Origin of the sequence: Vulcanococcus sp. Clear-D1, from assembly GCF_014654725.1 — a bacterium.
In the GTDB taxonomy this organism is placed as follows: Bacteria; Cyanobacteriota; Cyanobacteriia; order PCC-6307; family Cyanobiaceae; genus Vulcanococcus.
This window is the reverse complement of the sequence record NZ_JACVZV010000028.1, coordinates 12,191-30,168: the sequence shown is the minus strand read 5'-3', so window position 1 is coordinate 30,168 and position 17,978 is coordinate 12,191. Positions and strand designations below refer to the sequence as shown.

The window sequence follows — 17,978 nt, the reverse complement described above, 5'->3', positions numbered from 1 at the left end:
TGTACGGATTGGATTTGAGCCATTGGCTGGTTGATCTGGGGATCGCTGGGTATTCCAGTCTTTGATGAGGTGGTTAGAGGCGTATCCAGATTCTCTGCCTCGGAGGTCCCTGCCTTCAAGTGAAGATGTGATCACGGAATCGGCGTCGACTCGCGGCGTGATTGCGTGCTTTTGCCGCGTGCTGCTGTAGTTCATTCAAGATTGTGCTGTTTTACGAGAGGCTGGCTAATCTTCTCCTTATGTTTGTGCGGCGTCACCTTTAGGAGATAGGATGCGCCACCTTGTTACAGGCGGAAGCGGATTTATCGGCTCTCATCTGATTGATGGTCTGATGGCTGATAGGGCTGCCCAAGTGATCTGTATCGACAATTTTCAAACGGGCTCAAAGGCAAATGTTGCGCATTGGCTTGAGCATCCGCGTTTTGAGTTGATTCGCCATGATGTGATAGAACCTCTGCGCATTGAGGTCGATCGTGTCTGGCACTTGGCATGCCCAGCATCGCCAATTCATTACCAGGTTAATCCGATCTCCACGATCAAAACAAACATGCTGGGAACCCTCAACATGCTTGGCTTGGCTAAGCGATGTGGGGCGCGTTTTCTCTTGGCATCAACCAGTGAAGTATATGGAGATCCGCTGGTTTCACCACAGTCTGAGACTTACCTCGGCAATGTGAACTGTACGGGGCCTAGAGCTTGCTATGACGAGGGCAAGCGCATCGCCGAAGCCCTCACCTTTGATTACCACAGGGTTCATGGGTTGGAGGTGCGTGTGGCACGTATCTTCAACACCTATGGCCCACGTATGGCCATCAACGATGGCCGTGTTGTTACCAGCTTTATTCATCAGGCACTGCGTTCTGAGCCGTTGACGGTGTACGGCGATGGATCCCAGACGCGATCGTTCTGTTATGTCGACGATCTTGTGGCTGGATTGCTGGCTTTGATGGATTCAGGCTGTCTTCAGCCGGTGAACCTGGGCAATCCAGTTGAGATCAGCGTAGCGGAGTTGGCGCAACGCATCATCGCCCGCCTTAACCCCCATCTCACCGTGAGTCACCATCCGCTGCCAGTGGATGACCCTCGCCAGCGCCGGCCGGATATCAGTCGGGCTGAACACGAGCTCGGTTGGATGCCGAAGGTCCCCTTGGAGGAGGGGGTTGCTCGCATGGTGGCGGCGCTCAGGGTCCAAGAAGCAATCCCATCGGCTGAACCTGAGATGGCAGTTGTGACCTGATCCCATTGGCAACACTCATCTCCTGTTTCTGCACACGCTGTTTGCTCGTTAATCCCCATGGTTCAAACCATTTGTTGTATCGGTGCCGGCTATGTCGGCGGTCCGTCCATGGCGGTGATGGCCGATCGCTGCCCAGGCCTCGATATCACTGTGGTGGATCTCGACCAGGCCCGTATTGATGCCTGGAACAACCTTGGTCATGGACCCTTGCCGGTTTATGAGCCAGGCCTCGAAGCCGTGCTGGAGCGCGTTTTAGGGCGCAACTTGCAGTTCAGCACCGATGTAAATAATGGTATCCGCAATGCCGATATGGTGTTCCTGTCGGTCAATACCCCCACCAAACGAAATGGCCATGGCGCAGGGGTCGCCGCCGATATCACCTACATCGAAAAAGCTGCAAGGCAGATCGCCGAGGTAGCTAAGGGGCACACGATCGTCGTGGAGCGCTCCACCTTGCCAGTGCGTACCGCCGATGTGCTGCGGCGCATCTTTGCCAATGCACCTGCAGCCGGATTTGAGGTGCTCTCCAACCCTGAATTCATGGCGGAGGGAACGGCGATCAGCGATCTCGAATCTCCTGATCGTGTGCTTGTGGGTGGTCATTGCAACCATGCGGTAGATCAGCTGGCCGACATCTACGCCAACTGGGTCAGTCCGGAGCGGATTATCCGCACCAACCTCTGGTCTTCGGAACTCGCGAAGCTGACCGCTAATGCCTTTCTGGCGCAGCGGATCAGCTCGATCAATAGCATCGCCGCTCTGTGCGAAAAGACAGGGGCGGATGTCGTGGAGGTGCGCCGCGCCATTGGCAGCGATTCACGGCTGGGTTCCCACTTCCTGAGCCCTGGACCGGGTTTTGGTGGTAGTTGCTTCAAAAAAGATCTGCTTAATCTGATCTACCTGGCGGATCACTACGGGCTTGCTCCAGTTGCCAACTATTGGCGCTCCGTGTTGGACATGAATACCTACGCCCAACAGCGTCTGGTGCGGAAGATCGTGCGTCAGTTGTTTGGCACCTTGCGCGATAAGACCATCGCCATTCTTGGGTTTGCTTTCAAGGCGGATACCAATGACACCCGTGAGAGCCCAGCCATCGCCATCTGTCGTGAGCTGCTTGCCGAGGGTGCCCATCTAGCGATCCACGACCCAAGAGTCAGTCCCAAGGATGTACACGCCGCACTCGATTCAGCGGTTGAGGCCGGTTCAGGCCACAGCAGTTTCCGGATTGAGCCTCAGTTGGTTGAGGTATTTCGTGATGCAGATGCTGCTGTGGTGCTTACAGACTGGGCCGAGTACCGCCAACTTGACTGGCCTCTGTTTGCTGCTCTGATGCGCCGTCCCGCCTGGGTCTTTGATACCCGCCGCGGTGTTGATCTGCTGGCCGCACGCAGATGCGGCTTGGAGACCTGGGCCATTGGAGCTGGGGAGCAGGACTGATGGCCACGGTATTAGTGACCGGCGGTGCTGGTTATGTGGGCTCTCATGTGATCCCCGGTTTGAAGAGGCGCGGCCATCGCGTCGTTGTGTTCGACAACCTCGATCGCGGCCATCGCTCAACGTTGGATCAGCTCGATGTGGAGTTTGTTCTTGGAGATCTTAATGACCCCGAGGCGCTCCAGCACTTGTTTATGGGGTATCGCTTTGATGCCATTCTCCATTTCGCCGCGTTGGCCTATGTCGGGGAGTCCATGCTCAGTCCCGACCTTTACTACCGGGTGAATACGGCGGGCACGCTTCTTCTGCTGCAGCAGTCTCTAGCGGCTACTGCGTGTCAGCCGCCCCCGGTGGTGTTCTCATCGAGTTGTGCGGTCTTCGGAATCCCCGAGCAGTTGCCTCTCGATGAGCGCTCCCCCAAACGTCCAATCAGCCCCTATGGTCGCAGCAAGCTTGCGGCGGAATGGCTGCTGGAGGATTTTGGCCGTGCCTACGGGCTCCGCTCCGTGGTGCTGCGCTATTTCAATGCCGCCGGTGCTGACTTGGCCCATGGACTTGGGGAGCTCCATGATCCAGAAACCCACCTGATCCCTTTGGCGATCGCCGCTGTTCGTGGTGATGCACCCCTTGACTTGTTCGGCAGTGATTTTGATACCCCCGATGGTTCCGCCATCCGGGATTTCATCCATGTCCGTGATTTGGCCGAGGCCCACCTGCTGGCCCTCGATCACCTGCTGGCTGGTGGTGGTAGTGATGATTTCAATCTGGGTAGCGGCTCCGGGATCTCGGTGCGGGAGGTGGTGCAGGCGGTGGAGGCGGAGCTGCAAAGCCCCGTGCCGGTGCATCACGCTCCCTGTCGTCCGGGGGATCCTGCTGCCCTGGTGAGTGATTCCCGCAAGGCTGTAGCGGTGCTGGGTTGGCAGCCGCACTGCTCCTCCTTGCAGCAGATTGTTGCTGACGCAGTGGCTTGGGATCAGCAGCAACGGCTGTTGATCTGTCAGGAGTTGAGCCATGTCAACGCATGAATCGCGTTTGATTCCGGTATTGCGCCCCCAGCAACAGGAGGTGCTGTTGGCATTGGTGCTGGTTTGGGCCATTTTCATTGGCCTCTTTTGGGCCTGGTGGTTGCAGCCGGCTCATTGGGCGGCTCCATGGGGGATGGCTCTCAACACCTTGTTGTTGTTTGTGGTTACGGCGATGCCGGCCTGGGCCTATTTCTTTGTGGTGCGGATGCAGCGGGTGAATCCTTGCAGTCCGTTCCCTGTCGATCTGCGTCTTGGCATGGTGGTGACAAAGGCGCCTTCGGAACCCTGGCCGTTGGTGCGCGAGACCCTAGTGGCGATGCTTGCCCAGGAGCCAGTTCACGACACCTGGCTGGCAGATGAGAACCCCTCGGAAGAGGTTTTGCGGTGGTGCGTCTTGCATGGCGTTCAGGTCTCTACCCGGCGGGACGATCCCGATTACCACAACGCCAATTGGCCACGGAGGCGCCGGTGCAAGGAGGGCAACCTTGCCTATTTCTATGACCACTACGGATATGAGCGGTACGACGTTGTTGTTCAGCTTGATGCCGACCACAGGCCTGAACCCGGATATCTGCGAGCCATGGTTCATCCGTTTGGTGACCCCGAGGTGGGCTATGTCGCTGCTCCATCTATCTGCGACCGCAACGCCTCCAATAGCTGGGTGGCACGGGGGCGTCTCTATGCCGAGGCGGGGTTACATGGCCCACAACAGCTTGGTCACAACGCGGGCTTTGCTCCTCTCTGCATCGGTAGCCATTACGCAGTACGTACGGCGGCTTTGGCGGAGATCGGTGGGTTAGGCCCCGAGCTTGCCGAGGACCACTCCACAACCTTGTTGTTGAACAGCCGGGGCTGGCGAGGTGTCTTCGCCATCGATGCCCGCTGTCATGGCTTGGGCCCCGTGACCTTCGAAGATGGCATGGTTCAAGAATTTCAGTGGTCTCGCAGCCTCACAACGATTCTTCTGGCATTAACTCCAAAAGTGAGTTCCCACTTGCCATCCCATCTGCGCTGGCAATTTCTGTACAGCCAGCTCTTTTATCCACTGCGTGGCATCCTGAGCGTGGTGGGGGTGGTGCTGCCTGCCGTGGCTATGGCAAGCAGCCATCCATGGGTGCGCATCGACTATCCCTTGTTTTTGCTGCTGTGGGTGATCTATTCACTCATCACTCTATTACCTCTGTACTGGCTTAAATATCTGGGTTTCTTGAATCCACCTTCTAGCCCTTTGGTGAGTTGGGAGCAGATGCTGTTTGAACTCACTCGCGGTCCGTGGGTCTTGGCTGGGGTGATGGCCGCCTGTGTTGACCGGATCTGTAGTGGCGTCCATGACTTTCGGGTCACTAGCAAGCAGCAGCAACTTCGCCCCCTTAAACTCATCTTCATCACGCCTCACTTGGCGTTAGCTTGCATCGGTGCACTGTCGGCTTTGCTGCTTGGCCATTCGGCAGGCGATGCCAAGGGCTATGTGCTGTTGGTTCTGATCAGTGCTGTCAGTTCCGCAGTTGCTGCTGTACTGGTGCTCGGGTTGGATCATCGGCTGAAGCGTCTGCCGTTGTTCCAGCTCGGGCATCACTACGCAACTGTGCTTGGCGTTGCGGCGTTGGTTTTCTTCACAGCGGTGGTACGTCACGAGGAGTTGCGTTCACCATTACAGCTCACAGACGCATTGTTTGCCACACCACTCTGGAGGCCTTAGGTGAAACGCCTTCAACGTCTCTGGCCACTGGGCTTATTACTTGGCTTCGTGGCTGGTCTCCCACTTTGGTTTATACAACGGAATTCGACTTTCTTGAGCGGGGCTTATCGCTACCCAGAGCTAGATAAGCCGCTGATCCATAGCTCGATCGAAAGCACCTTTGTGAGCTGGGTCGATCCCAAGGCTCCTCAATACATCACCTCATTCTTGGACCGTGCTCGTCAACGGCGCAGCTTGGCACTGATCACTCTAGAGCCGTTTCCTGATCCATCAAGGCCTCAATCTGATCGCACGCTTGTGAGGGATGTCATTCGAGGTGACTACAGCCAGCGCATCAAGGCTGTGTTGGATCCGTTGTGCCGTCCGGAGCAGCCTGTGCTGCTGCGCTTTGCCCATGAAATGGACAACACCGGCCAATACCCCTGGTCGGTGGCCCGCGGCGATGATTATGTGCGGCTCTACCGGGCGGTTTGGGCTCAAGCACGGCATCCCCAATGCCAGCGTATTCATTGGGTTTGGTCTCCTGCCGGTAATGCCACCTCTGACCTTTTCTGGCCTGGTGGAGATGCCGTTGATCTGATTGGAATCTCTGTCTACAGCTCACCACGCTGGAGCCACAACGGACAGCTAAGCAGCTTCGCCCAGGTTTATGAGCGACGGCGTTGGTTACACCGGCAGTTTCGTAAACCCTTGTTGGTCGCTGAAATGGGTGTGAGTGGAACTGACCAGGAACGTCGGCGCTGGCTGCTTGATGCCCGTGAGGCGATTCGTAGGTATCCGGAGTTGATCGGCTGGGTCTACTTCAGTGCCCCACAACCGTCGTGGATTCCTCTTGCTACAGGTCATGAGGACTGGAGCCTCTCACCTCAGCTATTGGGTTTGGTCACATCCCCGCACCCTTCTTTTGCATTCCATTGCCAAGTTCTTCATGTCTCGCTTCCTGTACTTCATCGGAAAATATGCCGCATCCGCCAGGCTTGATCCGCGTGAGTGGTTCTTTCTGCTGCTGTTGATGCCACTGGCTACTTCGCGAACTGTGCGTGCGTCAGAGCTTCCACCCTATAGCGCACCAAGCGTCACGCCGACCCAGATGCCGACGGCATTCACCGCGGAATGGGGAAATTATTTTGTTAGTACATCCTCGTATGCTTACGAGCAGTGGCAGCGTGAAGATCTCTTTGTTGACGGCTGTCTGAATATTGGAGCAGGTATCGGCAATCCTCGAACTGCTGTGGCAGTGGAAGTTGACTACAACCTTGAGAGTTTTCGCGGGATCCCTGAGGGCGGAAGTGTCGACCTTAGGGTTGGTCGATCTCTCGTTGATCGCCCCCATTTTAAAGCGGCAATCGGCGGGGGCTTGTTGCGTGCGTTCACCTATGGCCAGTTATCAAAGGAGGCCAAGAGTGCTTACGGGGTGCTGACCGTGGCGTGGCCTCTTCGACCTGGTGATGCAAATTTCCGCCAAACGCTTCAACTGAATCTGGGCGCGGGTAGTGGTCGTTTTCAGCGTATTGATCAGGGTTGGTTGCCTAGTCAAGGAGTTGTAGCTTCCCTGGGCGTAGAATTAGCGCCAAATATTGGCGTGAGTGCAGGTTGGGTGGGTCGTGGTGTCAATGCCACACTGTCTGTTGTGCCAGCCCGTGGTGTCCCGTTGTTTGTCAGCCTGTCGGGTGTCAATCTTGATAACAGTGGCGACGCTGGCCGTGCTGCTGTTCTCTCCTTAACTTGGGGCGGTAGCTTCCGAACTGCGACATTCTGATTGCTTTTATGCTTCTATTTATTCTTCAAGGCTAAATCTCAAGCGACTTCTTCTGTATGTTACTGCTTCGGTCGCTTCCCGATGGCCTTTCTTTAAACGTGTTCGGGTTGTCGTTTTTATTTGAGGTCCATGGCCTGCGTTATCGTTATGAATCTGTAGGCCAATCTGTCTACTGAGCCACCCTAAGGCTTGGGCTTTGATGCTTCATCATGAGGTTCAGCACCTCGGTGTCGTTCACCGGCTCGAAGCTCTGATACCAGGCCCCCACAGCCCAGAGGTCATCCACCTCCGCCAGGGCCACCAGGTGATCCAGCTGCGGCCGCAAGGCATCGGCAACGAGCCGATCGATCACCGGCACCGCCAGCACCAGCTGGCTCGGCTCGCTCAGGCGCAGTGATTGCAGCGCTGCCCTCACCGTGAGGCCGGTGGCGACGCCGTCGTCCACCACCAGCAGCGGCCGATGCTGCAGCGCTGCTGCTGGGGGATCGCCATAGAGGCGCTGGCGCCGTTCCAGCTCATGGCGCTGCTCCGCCACGATCCGCTGGCGCAGAGGGGGGTCGAGCCGATAACCCCTGGCGGTGGCCTCATCCCAGATCTGCACGCCTCCTGGGGCAATCGCTCCCAGGGCCAGTTCGGGCGCCTGGGGATGGGCGAGTTTGCGCACGGCCCAGCTCGCCAGGGGCAGCTGCAGCTGGCGGGCGATCTCGGCGGCCACCACGATCCCGCCGCGGGGAAGCCCCACCACCAGGGCGTTGGGTGTGTGGCTCCAGCCGCTGAGCTGCTGGGCCAGCGCTCGACCGGCGTGGCTGCGATCACGCCATAACGCTGCTCGAACCATGGTGATGGGCCCTCCAGGTGGTGCGGAGCTGAACCGCCAGCAGTGGCGCTGGGATGCACAACAGCAGCCACCACCACAACTGTGATGGGATCGGCGCCATCTGGAAGGTTCGGGCCAGGGGCGGCCATCCCTGCAGCACCACGAAGGCGATCAGTTCTGTGGCGATGCCCAGCCACAGCAGGGCATTGGGCTTGAGGCGGTTGCCGCCGCGGCAGGCCAGGGCGGTGCCCGCCTGGACGAACACGATCGAGCCCAGCGCTACCGCCGAGGCCTGGTGCTGCAGAGCCACCAGCTCGGCGCTCGCCTGATGGTGCAGCAGGGCTGGGGCGATGTTGCGCAGCTGGGGCAGGGAGATGCCATGGCTCCACCAGGTGAGGCCATAGCCCAGCATCGCCAGGACTCCCTCTAGGAGCCCTAAAAACAGATAGGCCTGCCGCAGCAGCGGCCGATCCAGCAGAGGCTGGTCGCGATGGCGTGGCGGCTGGTTCATCACATCGGTTCGCGGCGGGTCGGCCCCAAGGCCCAGGGCCGGCAGCAGATCCGTGCCTAGATCCACCGCCAGGATTTGGAGCACCGTCAGAGCCGCTGGGATCCGTAGCGCCAGCATCGTGAGGAATGGCGCCACCTCGGCGACGTTGGAGGCCAGGATGTAGAGGATGAAGCGGCGGATGTTGTCGTACACGCCTCGGCCGTGGCGCACCGCCGAGACGATGGTGGCGAAGTTGTCGTCCACCAGCACGATGTCGGCGGCTTCGCGGGCTACATCGGTGCCACTGCGGCCCATGGCAATGCCCACATCAGCCGCCCGCAGCGCTGGGGCGTCGTTGACGCCATCGCCGGTGACGGCCACCACCTCGCCTAAGGCCCGGTAGGCCTGCACGAGCCGCAGCTTCTGCTCCGGCGCCATGCGGGCAAACACCAGCCGTGAGCGGAACTTCAGCAGCTGGCGCAGCTGGGCATCGCTGAGCCGGTTGAGGTCGCTGCCGTTCACCACCCGCACCGGGTCGGGTCCGGCATGGGCGGGGGCGTCGAGCAGGCCGATCTGGCGGGCGATCGCTTCGGCGGTGAGGCCATAGTCGCCGGTCACCATCGTGACCTTGATCCCCGCACGGTGGCAGGCGGCGATCGCCTGACTCACCCCGGGCCTCGGTGGGTCGTAGAGGCCCACGAGCCCCACCAGCACAAGATCCTGCTCTTCCAGTTGCGGCTGGTCGCAGGGCCGGCAGGCGATCGCCAGCACCCGGTGGCCCTGCCGCGCCATCACATCGTTGGCTGAGCTCACCAGTTGCCGTTCAGCTGGGCCGAGCGGCGTGATCACGCCAGCGCGTAGCCAGTGGCTGCAGCGCTGCAGCAACTCCATGGGTGCGCCTTTGCTGCACACCATCCAGGCGCTGGCCTGCGGCCAACGTGGATCGTTGTGCCACTGCACCAGCACGCTCATCATCCGTCGCTCGGAATCGAAGGGCAGTTCCCGCTGGCGCGGCAGCCGCTGGCGCTCCTGCTCCAGATCCAGCCCCGCCCGCTGCGCGCCCTGCAACAACGCCGTTTCCGTTGGATCGCCAACCTGCTTGGAGGCGTTGCAGCACAAGCCTGCCGCCAGCAGCAATAAGGGTTCATCGCTGCTCCAGGTGGTCTGCAGCGCCATGGCATTGGCTGTGAGCGTGCCGGTTTTGTCGGTGCAGATCACGCTCACGCAGCCGAGCGTTTCCACCGCCGAAAGCCTCCGCACCAGAGCCCGCTCCCGCGCCATGCGCTGCACCGCCAGGGCCAATGCCAGGGTCACCGTGGGGAGCAACCCCTCCGGCACATTCGCCACGATGATGCCGATGGCGAAGACCAGACTCTCCACCGGCCCGACCCCCACCAGCAGCACACCGGCGAGGAAGGCAAAGGCGCCCATGCTCACGGCGATGGCCGTGACGGTGCGCACGATCCGACCCACCTGAACCTCCAACGTGCTTGGGGCGCGTTCAGTCCCGGCACTGAGATGGGCCACCTGGCCGAATTCGGTGTCGCCGCCTGTGGCGTAAACCAACGCCTGGGCACGGCCCGCGGCAACGGTGGTGCCTGCTGGCATCAGGTTGGTGGCTTCCGAGGTGCGGAGGCGCTGCGGTTGCGGCTGGGCCGTTCGGACCACCGGCAGAGATTCGCCGGTTAGCACGGCCGCATTGAGATACAGCGCGGCGGCCTCGATCACCCGGCAGTCGGCCGGCACCTGATCACCAGCCTCCAGTTCAATCAGATCTCCGGGCACCAGCTCTTCGGCGCTCAGCACCTGCAGCCGGCCGTCGCGCCATCCCCGCACCTGCCTCGGCAACACGTTGGTGAGGGCCGCCAGGGTGCGTTCGGCCTGAAAGTCTTGCCAGAAGCTGAACAGTGCATTGATCAGCACCACGCTCCAGATCGCCCAGCCGAGCTCGGGTGTGCGGGCCAGAAAGGCCATGCCCCCTGCGGCCCAGAGCAACAGGGCCATGAAGTGGGTGAACTGATCGGTGAGGCGCAGAATCAGCGGCCGCCGCCGCTGCGGAGGTAGGCGATTGGGACCGACACGTTGCAGGCGGTTGTGTGCCTCCTCGCTGCGGAGACCCTGCGGGCTGCTCTGCAGTGTGGCGAGGGCCTGCTCGCAGGTGAGGCTGCTGATCGGAGCGGCGGCGCTGAGCTGCATGCCGGCTCACCGTCGAGGTGGATGGCCCTCAGCCTGGCGACGCAGACTCTCTTTGGCTGCCTCCAGCACCTGGCGTTGGCTCGGGCTGAGTTGGTGTCCGGCTCGGTTGATGTACAGACACAGCATCGCCATCGCACTGGCGTAAACGCTCCGCTTCCTGCGGGTGCTGATGTGCGCGGAGTGCAGCAGCGAGGTGGCGATCCGCTGCGGATCACTCCAGGTGAACAACCCCGGCTCCAGATCCAATGCTGGCGCTCGCTTAGCCACCTGGGCCGACCAGCGCCGCGGTTCTGCCGGCTCCGTGCGATGCGCTGCCATGGCACCAGGCTGATGGGTGTTGGGGGGGAACGGCGTTTGCTGCGGCGGTGTTACGGCAGGGCAGCGTTGATGGCGCAGCAGATGTACCGCCGCGGGCGATGGTTCGCGCCAGTGCGGATTGGGTGGGACGCGTTCTGCTCAAGACATGCCCGTTCCCGCCAGCCTTGCGGCCATCGTGGAGGCCGCTGATGTGCGCTTCAACGGCGAGCGCCCCTGGGATTTACGGGTGCACAATCCGCAGTTCTACGGAGCGTTGCTGCAGCAGGGCTCGCTGGCGCTCGGCAATGGCTATGTGCGGGGCGACTGGGATTGTGAACAACTCGATGAGCTGATCTGCCGCTTGCTGCGCAGTGATGCCAACCGCCCCTTCACGCTTCGCTCACGGGTTGCGGAGTTGGCCCGGATTCTGCGGGATCAGCTCAGCAACCCCCAGGCTTTGCGGCGCTCCTTTGTGGTGGGCCGCCGCCATTACGACATCGATCCACGGGTTTACGCCGCGATGTTGGATCCACAAATGGTCTACAGCTGCGGCTATTGGCGCCACGCCGAGAGCCTCGCGGATGCCCAGGATCACAAGTTGCGGCTGATCTGCGAAAAGCTGGAGTTGCGCCCCGGGATGCGCCTGCTGGATGTGGGCTGCGGTTGGGGTTCCCTCGCCGCCTATGCCTGCCGCCACTACGGCGTGGAGGTGGTGGGCATCACGGTGTCGGCGCAGCAGGCCAGTTGGATCGGCGAGCACTTGGCCGATCTGCCGATTCGGGTGGAACTGTGCGATTACCGCCAGCTGCCCGCGCGCGATCCAGGGCTGTTTGATCGCATTGCCTCGGTGGGCATGTTTGAACATGTGGGCCGCCGCAACGACCACACCTTTTTCCGCACGCTCAAACGGCTGCTGCAACCCCATGGCCTGGCCTTGCTGCACACGATTGGCTCGGCCCGCACCACCAACCGCACGGATCCCTGGATCGATCGCTACATCTTTCCTGGCGGACGGCTCCCGTCGGCACGCCAGCTCACCGATGGCCTTGAGGGGCATTTCTTGATCGAAGACTGGGAGAACTTCGGCTGCGACTACGACCGAACGCTGTTGGCCTGGTGGCAGAACTTCGAGCGGGCCTGGCCGCGGCTGGAGTGCGACAGCACGCCGGAATTTTTCCGGTTCTGGCGGTATTACCTGCTCAGTTGTGCGGGATTTTTCCGCTCACGCCAGGGTTTGCTCTGGCAGGTGGTGTTGAGCCGCCCTGAGCTTTCGGGTGCCTACCAATCTTGGCGGCCGCATCGTCAGGAGGAGCCCACATTGGTGCTGCAAGACGCCTCGATCCATGGGCAAGCCTGCTCAGCATGAGCTTGCAATCGTGGATGTACCGGAGGATTGAGCGCCATCAAGTTCCGCGTCCATGAGTGATGCTTTTGGTGACTATCTGCGCAGCATTGGTCGGATCCCTTTGCTCACGGCCCAAGAGGAAGTGCATCTGGGAACGATCGTGAAGGACTGGATGGAAACCAGTGATCCTTCACCAGCCCTGCAACGGCGCGGTCGCCGTGCCCTTCAGCGCATCGTGACGGCCAATCTGCGCCTGGTGGTGACCGTGGCTCTGCGCTACATCCGCCGGCTCAAGCACCTGGCCCATGACCCGATGGATCTCGTGCAAGCGGGCAATCTGGGGCTGCTGCGGGCGGCCGAGAAATACGACCCCACCCGGGGTTACAAGTTTTCCACCTATGGCTACTGGTGGATCCGCCAGGCGATCAACCGCTATCTGCAGGAGCACAGCGGCAGCATCCGCATTCCTGTGAATCTGGTGAGCCTGGCCAATCGCGCTGATTCTCTGCAGAGCTTGCGCAGTCAGCCTCTGAGCGTGGATCAGCTGGCCGAGGTGTTGCAGGAATCTCCGCAGCGCTTGATGTATGCCATGGCAATTCAGCACCGCAGCAATACGATTTCGCTGGATCAGCAGCTCAGCGGCAGTGATGGAGACATGACCCTGCTCGACACTGTGACCGACGATCATCAACCGACGATCGCCGACGACTACCGCTGGATGCACAGCCAACTGCAGCATCTCTCAACGCCGGAGCTTACCGTGATTCAGTTGCGCTATGGCGAGGAGAAGCAGCGCTCCTTTGCGGAGGTGGCGCGTTTGATCGGCCGCAGCAAGGATCAGGTGCAACGGTTGGAGCGGCATGCGCTCACCAAGCTGCGCCGCCATCTCACCCCGGCCCTCTTTCCCCAGTAAGCAAGGCTGATGGGGCTGGGCGACCGCATCGTGGCCGCCCGGCCGTCTCAACTCAATCAATGCAGCGTCAGAACGCCCGTGTGTTCAGGCGTGCTGCGGCGTGGGCCGGCGGTTGCAGGCTATGGCCATTGCCATTGCTGTTGGCATGACTGTTGCCTGAAGGCTGGGGCGAGAGGCTGCGCTGTGGATCTCTGAGGGCATCTTCCAGCAGGAAGGCACACAGATTCGATACGGATCTCCCCTCTTCTTCTGATCGGGTGAGCAGCGCCTCATGCACGTGGTAGCTGAGGGTGATCGAGATGCGTTTGGGCTGGCGCTGAAGCACACGAATACGCTCGTTCATCGGATTAATCCGCGGTTGAGAGTGGAAAAGATGCCAAGAGACTTCAGCTCTGCTGCATCTCTCAGCAGCTTGAGAATACGCGCGTTAAAAGGTGGCGAAGTGCCGTGTCCTGCGGGCAAGCCACTGTGGTTGTGCAGCAGGTTGCAGGGCTTGTCTACAAATCATCTGCAGTGCCGAATCGGCCCTGCCGGAATTGCTCCATCAGCCAGGTGTAGCTCTGCTCGGCCACTGCATCCAGGCAGCCCGGTTCGCTGAACAGATGGCTGGCTTGCGGAATCACCACCAGTTGGTTGCGCACCTGCAGCTGACCGGCAGCCCAGGCATTGAGCTCCAACACATCCACATCGTGCTCACCCACCAGCAGCAACACGGGGCAGCGCACCTCGGCCAGTCGCTGGAACACCAGATCCGGGCGTCCGCCGCGCGACACCACGGCCTGCACCCGCCCCGGCCGTTCCGCAGCGGCCACCAGGGCCAGGGCGGCGCCGGTGCTGCTGCCAAACAGTCCCAGGGGCAGGTCGTTCAGATCATCCTGCTGAGCTGTCCAATCGAGCACCCGCAGCAGGCGCTTCTGCAGGGGGGGCAGCGAGGCGAGGGTGCGGCCATTGGTGGCTTCACTGTTGCGTTCGAGGTCGCAGAGCAAGGTGGCGAGGCCGCCCCGTTCCAGTCGTTCAGCAACACGGCGATTGCGGGGGCTGAAGCGGTTGCTGCCGGATCCATGGCAGAACACCACCAGGCCGTCGGGTTGTGGCGGCAGGCTGAGGTCGGCCGCCAGGGTGCCGCCGTCGGCGGGGATGGTGAGGCTGATGCGGCTGGCTGTGCGGGCCATGGAGGCTGGGCGATGGTCTGCTCCCATCAGAGAAAGCCCCGCCACCGCTTCGGATCAGCGCGGCAGCTTTGCGCCGGATGTGTGCCGCGGATCACCGGCTGCTGCCGCGCTGTTCAGCATCCCTTTCCCTGCAACATCGTGATGGTTGGTTGGCGGGTGTTGTTGATGCCTCCCTCGGCGATGGTGCGGGCGCGGCCACGCTGGCTCTGCGCCGATGGGAACTTCAGCCTCGATCAAGATCGCGCCTTGTTGGTTGTGGATCCCGCTGCGGCAGTGAATCGGCTGCAGTGTTGGCTGGCCAGCAAACAACGGCCGATGCGCTATCTGCAGCGCATGCGATTGGTGCACAGCTGCAGCATTCCAGCGGCAGAACAACGTTGGCGTGAACACAACCCAATCAGCTGTTCTTAGATCGTGGCCGCTGCTTGCCGCTTCCATGCTCGAAGGTGATCGATTGCTCGCCAGACTGGATCAACTGCGGGGCCTCAGCCGCTCAGAGCTGGTGCGCTCCTGCGGCTATGCCACCCGTTCTGAGGATGGCCGCGAGCATCTCCACTTCACCGACTCCTACCAGGCCATCCTGGAGGCCAAGGGCGTGCATCTGCCCGGGCAGCCCGGCCGCTGGCGCGCCAGCCGTAGCAGCCAGGGGCGGCAGCTCAGCTTCAACACCCATGTGCACTTCAACGGCAACCTGATGATGGGCCGCGCTTACACCGAGAAATTGCAGCTCAAGCCGGGTGATCAGTTCCGCATTCATCTGCACGAGGGCGTCATTCGGCTCACGCCGCTTGACCCTTCCGCGGATCAGGCTGAAAGCGGCATGGATTGATCGCTCGAGGCGGTGAGAGCGCCACCCATGGATGGCTTCGGTGTTCCTGTTCTTTGTTCTGCTGCGATGAGCCCCTATCCCGACTATCCGATTCCTGCTGATGAGGAGCAGCGGCTGCGGGCGCTGCGTCGCTTCGCGGTGCTCGATACACCGGAGGATCCAGAGTTCAAGCGCATCGTGGAGTTGGCCTCTGCGGTGCTGGGCGTGCCGATCGCACTGGTGTCGCTGGTGGATCGCGATCGGCAGTGGTTTCTGGCGCGCCATGGTTTGGAGGCGCAGCAGACGCCGCGCACCATGGCGTTCTGTGCCCATGCGATCGCTGAGCCGGAGCTGATGGAGGTGCCGGATGCGCTCGATGATCCACGCTTCAACACCAACCCTCTGGTGTTGGATGAGCCGAAGATCCGCTTCTATGCCGGTGTGCCCCTGCGCACCGGCGACGGTTACAACCTCGGCACGCTCTGCGCGATTGATCGCAAGCCGCGGGTGCTCGATCCCCACCAGCGGGTGATGTTGCAGCTGATGGCTGACCTGGTGATGCGGGAGCTGGATTTACGCCAGCGCAGCATGCAGTGCCCCGTGACTGGTTTGTACAACCGCAGCGTGTTTTTCCGCTTCGGCCAACAGGAGTTTGAGCAGGCTCGCGCCGAGAGCACTTCGCTGGCCCTGTTTAATTTCGACATCGACGACTTCCGCCAGATCAACATCCGTTGGGGGCACCAGGCCGGTGATCAGGTGTTGCTGGATGTTTGCGCTGTCGCGCAACAGCTGCTGGGCCATGAGGATCTATTCGGTCGCATCGGTGATGAGGAATTCTCCGTGCTGCTGGTGAATGCCTCGATCAGCCGCGCCACCAAGTTGGCGGAGGAGATCCGCCAGGCGATCGCCGCCATGCGCGGCGTGTTCGACCATTCCGACTACCACCCCAACATCAGCGGAGGCATCACCCAGCTGGCAGACAGGGATCAGAGCTTTGCCGATCTGTTTTACAGGGCAGATCAGGCTCTTTATCTGGCCAAGGGCAACGGCCGCAATCAGGTGGCTTCGCTGCTGGTGGATTGATCTGTTGCGGAGGGGAGCCGCCTGCGCTGTTGCAGGCGGCCATCTGGGGCGTTGGTCTTACTCCACCGGAATGGCGAGCGGCTTGGCCTCTTCGGCGCCGGCCTTCTTGGCGATGCTCACGGTGAGCTCACCGTTTTCGCAGTGGGCGTGCACGGTTGTGCGGTCGGCATCATCCGGCAGGGAGAAGCTGCGGCTGAAGCTTCCATAGGAGCGCTCCACCCGATGGAAATGGGGCCGGGTTTCTTCGCTTTCGCGCTTGCGCTCACCTTGGATGGTGAGCATGTCTTCGGCGATCGACACCGACACATCCTCTTTGTTCATGCCGGGAATATCGGCTTTGAACAGATACGTTCCGTCGCTTTCGCAGATATCCACCCGCGGACCCCATTCGCTCAGTGGCATCGAGGCGCCGAGGCGGAAGCTGGGCCAATTGAAGGCGCGATCCACCATCGCTTCGATGTCAGTGAGGGGTTCCCACTTGATCAGACTCATTGGAATGCCTCTTGGGAGATCAATGGCTCTTTCAAGCTATGAATGCCGCTCTCTATGACCCTGCGATGACCCTGCGAAGCGCTTGATTCGGCTCAGATCAGCGGCGTGGCCCGCTGCCTGCAGCGCCGGGCGTTTTCTTCCAGGTCGCAGGGTTTGTAATCGCCGCAGATCTGGTTGCGGTTGGTGTAGGGCCACAGCGCCATCGGCACCTGCATGTCGCTGAGGCCATCGCCAAGGGCGTAGCCGCTGAACTGTTGCGCGGCCTCGCTGATCTCCACGCTTTCGAGGGTGAACAGGTTGGGCGCATGACGGGTGCAGGGCGCGATCGCCCCCATGGAGGTCATCTCCAGCCCGTGGGCTTGATCCCAGTAGGAGCAGGTTTGGCAGTGCTGGGTGTTCATGGCACAGAGCGCAGTCCCTCCCAGCCAAAGGATCCGTGCCGGTGGCGGCGTGTTCTGCGGCTCAGTCGCCGCAGATCCAGTCCTGGGCGGCCAGCAGATCACTGCTGCTGAAGGTTTGGGTGTTGACATGGCTGAAGGTTTTGATCAGCCGCGGCGCCAGTTGCATCAAGGGGCCGTTGCTCACCACCGCGAGCTTCTGGGCGCGGTGGCGGTAATCGCGGATCAGGGCCAGATGCTGCCGCAGGGCCCCGAGGGCCAGCCACCCATCGAACTGCCGCAGGTCCAGCAACACCCGTGGGTGATCCACCTCGCTGAACAGGTTGGCCAGGTCGTCGTCGATCCGGGCGTACACCTCTGGATCCAGCAGGCCGATCAGGCTGATGGTGATCACCTCTCCCTGCCGTTCCAGGTGCACGGTGCCCAGCGCCTCGCCCAGCCAGCGGCGTGCGCCGTCGAGATTGCTGAGGTTGAACTGCTGCACCGGGTAGGGCAGCAGTAGCGCCAAGGCCCGAGTGGCCTGCCGAACCCAGCCGAGGTCGGTGACAACCGCCAGGCGCTCAAAGCCATCCCAGTGGCGCAGGCCCAGGTTGGTGTCGTCCCAAGCGGCCTCCAGGCTGAGACCTTCAAAGTCGGGCTGAAGCACCACCAGCGCCTTGATCCGCTCGTGCTCCAGCAGCGCTGCCTCCACCTTGGGGATCACCAGCCGCTGCATGTCGTCGCCGCTGATTTGGCCGCCGCAGCTGAACCCCAGCGTGCCGGCGGGGAGGTTCTCGATCAGCTGGATCATGGCGGGGGTGGCGTGGAACCGGC

General features: G+C 61.3%; 19 protein-coding genes. 11 read left to right on the top strand and 8 right to left on the bottom strand.

Annotation, left to right across the window (positions count from 1 at the left end):
* Window positions 1-271: 271 nt before the first annotated feature.
* From H9532_RS11405 to H9532_RS11380, 6 genes are read left to right on the top strand one after another with little or no spacing between them, the layout of a single operon-like run.
* Complete coding sequence (locus tag H9532_RS11405; RefSeq protein ID WP_296368557.1) at window positions 272-1,237, top strand: UDP-glucuronic acid decarboxylase family protein; 966 nt, start codon at window positions 272-274, stop codon at window positions 1,235-1,237.
* A gap of 57 nt (window positions 1,238-1,294) precedes the next feature.
* Complete coding sequence (locus tag H9532_RS11400; protein WP_296368554.1) at window positions 1,295-2,674, top strand: nucleotide sugar dehydrogenase; 1,380 nt, start codon at window positions 1,295-1,297, stop codon at window positions 2,672-2,674.
* On the top strand, window positions 2,674-3,696 hold the full coding sequence (gene galE, locus H9532_RS11395; RefSeq protein ID WP_296368552.1) for a UDP-glucose 4-epimerase GalE: 1,023 nt from the start codon (window positions 2,674-2,676) through the stop codon (window positions 3,694-3,696). The genes H9532_RS11400 and galE overlap by 1 nt, the downstream gene beginning before the upstream one ends.
* Window positions 3,683-5,395: a glycosyltransferase family 2 protein gene (locus tag H9532_RS11390; protein ID WP_296368550.1), complete on the top strand. Its 1,713-nt coding sequence runs from the start codon at window positions 3,683-3,685 to the stop codon at window positions 5,393-5,395. Before galE ends, H9532_RS11390 begins: the two co-directional genes overlap by 14 nt.
* A complete protein-coding gene (locus H9532_RS11385; RefSeq protein ID WP_296368548.1) occupies window positions 5,396-6,376 on the top strand; it encodes a glycosyl hydrolase in 981 nt (326 codons plus the stop codon).
* Window positions 6,300-7,154 (top strand): hypothetical protein, encoded by an 855-nt coding sequence (locus H9532_RS11380; protein ID WP_296368545.1) that lies wholly within the window; start codon window positions 6,300-6,302, stop codon window positions 7,152-7,154. Before H9532_RS11385 ends, H9532_RS11380 begins: the two co-directional genes overlap by 77 nt.
* Window positions 7,155-7,323: 169 nt before the next feature.
* On the opposite strand, the gene H9532_RS11375 is transcribed toward H9532_RS11380, so the two are convergent.
* Genes H9532_RS11375 through H9532_RS11365 form a run of 3 tightly spaced genes read right to left on the bottom strand, consistent with a single transcriptional unit; the run spans window position 7,324 to window position 10,975 of the window.
* A complete protein-coding gene (locus H9532_RS11375) occupies window positions 7,324-7,992 on the bottom strand; it encodes a phosphoribosyltransferase family protein (RefSeq protein ID WP_296368543.1) in 669 nt (222 codons plus the stop codon).
* Entirely contained in the window at window positions 7,967-10,657 is a 2,691-nt protein-coding gene (locus tag H9532_RS11370) for a cation-transporting P-type ATPase (RefSeq protein WP_296368539.1), read from the bottom strand. The genes H9532_RS11375 and H9532_RS11370 overlap by 26 nt, the downstream gene beginning before the upstream one ends.
* A gap of 6 nt (window positions 10,658-10,663) precedes the next feature.
* Entirely contained in the window at window positions 10,664-10,975 is a 312-nt protein-coding gene (locus H9532_RS11365; protein ID WP_296368537.1) for a DUF3175 domain-containing protein, read from the bottom strand.
* Window positions 10,976-11,120: 145 nt separating this feature from the next.
* On the opposite strand from H9532_RS11365, the gene cfa reads away from it, so the two are divergent.
* Entirely contained in the window at window positions 11,121-12,320 is a 1,200-nt protein-coding gene (gene cfa, locus H9532_RS11360) for a cyclopropane fatty acyl phospholipid synthase (protein WP_296368535.1), read from the top strand.
* Window positions 12,321-12,372: 52 nt separating this feature from the next.
* Window positions 12,373-13,212: a sigma-70 family RNA polymerase sigma factor gene (locus H9532_RS11355; RefSeq protein ID WP_296368531.1), complete on the top strand. Its 840-nt coding sequence runs from the start codon at window positions 12,373-12,375 to the stop codon at window positions 13,210-13,212.
* A gap of 67 nt (window positions 13,213-13,279) precedes the next feature.
* Here the strand turns inward: H9532_RS11355 and H9532_RS11350 are convergent, their stop codons facing one another.
* Window positions 13,280-13,555 carry a hypothetical protein gene (locus H9532_RS11350; protein WP_296368529.1) on the bottom strand — a complete coding sequence of 92 codons (276 nt, stop codon included), beginning with the start codon at window positions 13,553-13,555 and terminating at the stop codon, window positions 13,280-13,282.
* Between the two features lie 154 nt (window positions 13,556-13,709).
* Window positions 13,710-14,384 (bottom strand): alpha/beta family hydrolase, encoded by a 675-nt coding sequence (locus tag H9532_RS11345; protein ID WP_296368527.1) that lies wholly within the window; start codon window positions 14,382-14,384, stop codon window positions 13,710-13,712.
* 81 nt (window positions 14,385-14,465) lie between these two features.
* Between H9532_RS11345 and H9532_RS11340 the strand changes: the two genes are divergently transcribed.
* The 3 genes from H9532_RS11340 to H9532_RS11330 all read left to right on the top strand — a co-directional run bounded on the left by H9532_RS11340 (window position 14,466) and on the right by H9532_RS11330 (window position 16,275).
* Entirely contained in the window at window positions 14,466-14,795 is a 330-nt protein-coding gene (locus tag H9532_RS11340) for a hypothetical protein (RefSeq protein ID WP_296368525.1), read from the top strand.
* A gap of 25 nt (window positions 14,796-14,820) precedes the next feature.
* Window positions 14,821-15,213, top strand: coding sequence for an AbrB-like transcriptional regulator (locus tag H9532_RS11335; protein ID WP_296368523.1), 393 nt, complete (start codon window positions 14,821-14,823; stop codon window positions 15,211-15,213).
* Between the two features lie 66 nt (window positions 15,214-15,279).
* Window positions 15,280-16,275 (top strand): sensor domain-containing diguanylate cyclase, encoded by a 996-nt coding sequence (locus H9532_RS11330; protein WP_296368521.1) that lies wholly within the window; start codon window positions 15,280-15,282, stop codon window positions 16,273-16,275.
* A 57-nt stretch (window positions 16,276-16,332) separates the two neighbouring features.
* On the opposite strand, the gene H9532_RS11325 is transcribed toward H9532_RS11330, so the two are convergent.
* From H9532_RS11325 to H9532_RS11315, 3 genes are all read right to left on the bottom strand, one after another.
* A complete protein-coding gene (locus tag H9532_RS11325; RefSeq protein WP_296368519.1) occupies window positions 16,333-16,767 on the bottom strand; it encodes an Hsp20/alpha crystallin family protein in 435 nt (144 codons plus the stop codon).
* Between the two features lie 92 nt (window positions 16,768-16,859).
* On the bottom strand, window positions 16,860-17,168 hold the full coding sequence (locus H9532_RS11320) for a hypothetical protein (RefSeq protein ID WP_296368518.1): 309 nt from the start codon (window positions 17,166-17,168) through the stop codon (window positions 16,860-16,862).
* A gap of 61 nt (window positions 17,169-17,229) precedes the next feature.
* The gene (locus tag H9532_RS11315) at window positions 17,230-17,955 is read right to left on the bottom strand and encodes an STAS/SEC14 domain-containing protein (protein ID WP_296368516.1); all 726 of its coding nucleotides are present in this window, start codon (window positions 17,953-17,955) and stop codon (window positions 17,230-17,232) included.
* Window positions 17,956-17,978: the final 23 nt, after the last annotated feature.

Bases quoted from the DNA above. Each gene is read 5' to 3' on its own strand.
- H9532_RS11315 (WP_296368516.1), bottom strand. From the start codon at position 17,955: ATGATCCAGCTGATCGAGAACCTCCCCGCCGGCACGCTGGGGTTCAGC.
- H9532_RS11365 (WP_296368537.1), bottom strand. From the start codon at position 10,975: ATGGCAGCGCATCGCACGGAGCCGGCAGAACCGCGGCGCTGGTCGGCC.
- H9532_RS11325 (WP_296368519.1), bottom strand. From the start codon at position 16,767: ATGAGTCTGATCAAGTGGGAACCCCTCACTGACATCGAAGCGATGGTG.
- H9532_RS11345 (WP_296368527.1), bottom strand. From the start codon at position 14,384: ATGGCCCGCACAGCCAGCCGCATCAGCCTCACCATCCCCGCCGACGGC.
- H9532_RS11400 (WP_296368554.1), top strand. From the start codon at position 1,295: ATGGTTCAAACCATTTGTTGTATCGGTGCCGGCTATGTCGGCGGTCCG.
- H9532_RS11350 (WP_296368529.1), bottom strand. From the start codon at position 13,555: ATGAACGAGCGTATTCGTGTGCTTCAGCGCCAGCCCAAACGCATCTCG.
- H9532_RS11390 (WP_296368550.1), top strand. From the start codon at position 3,683: ATGTCAACGCATGAATCGCGTTTGATTCCGGTATTGCGCCCCCAGCAA.
- H9532_RS11320 (WP_296368518.1), bottom strand. From the start codon at position 17,168: ATGAACACCCAGCACTGCCAAACCTGCTCCTACTGGGATCAAGCCCAC.
- H9532_RS11335 (WP_296368523.1), top strand. From the start codon at position 14,821: ATGCTCGAAGGTGATCGATTGCTCGCCAGACTGGATCAACTGCGGGGC.
- H9532_RS11330 (WP_296368521.1), top strand. From the start codon at position 15,280: ATGAGCCCCTATCCCGACTATCCGATTCCTGCTGATGAGGAGCAGCGG.
- H9532_RS11375 (WP_296368543.1), bottom strand. From the start codon at position 7,992: ATGGTTCGAGCAGCGTTATGGCGTGATCGCAGCCACGCCGGTCGAGCG.
- H9532_RS11355 (WP_296368531.1), top strand. From the start codon at position 12,373: ATGAGTGATGCTTTTGGTGACTATCTGCGCAGCATTGGTCGGATCCCT.
- H9532_RS11405 (WP_296368557.1), top strand. From the start codon at position 272: ATGCGCCACCTTGTTACAGGCGGAAGCGGATTTATCGGCTCTCATCTG.
- galE (WP_296368552.1), top strand. From the start codon at position 2,674: ATGGCCACGGTATTAGTGACCGGCGGTGCTGGTTATGTGGGCTCTCAT.
- H9532_RS11370 (WP_296368539.1), bottom strand. From the start codon at position 10,657: ATGCAGCTCAGCGCCGCCGCTCCGATCAGCAGCCTCACCTGCGAGCAG.
- cfa (WP_296368535.1), top strand. From the start codon at position 11,121: ATGCCCGTTCCCGCCAGCCTTGCGGCCATCGTGGAGGCCGCTGATGTG.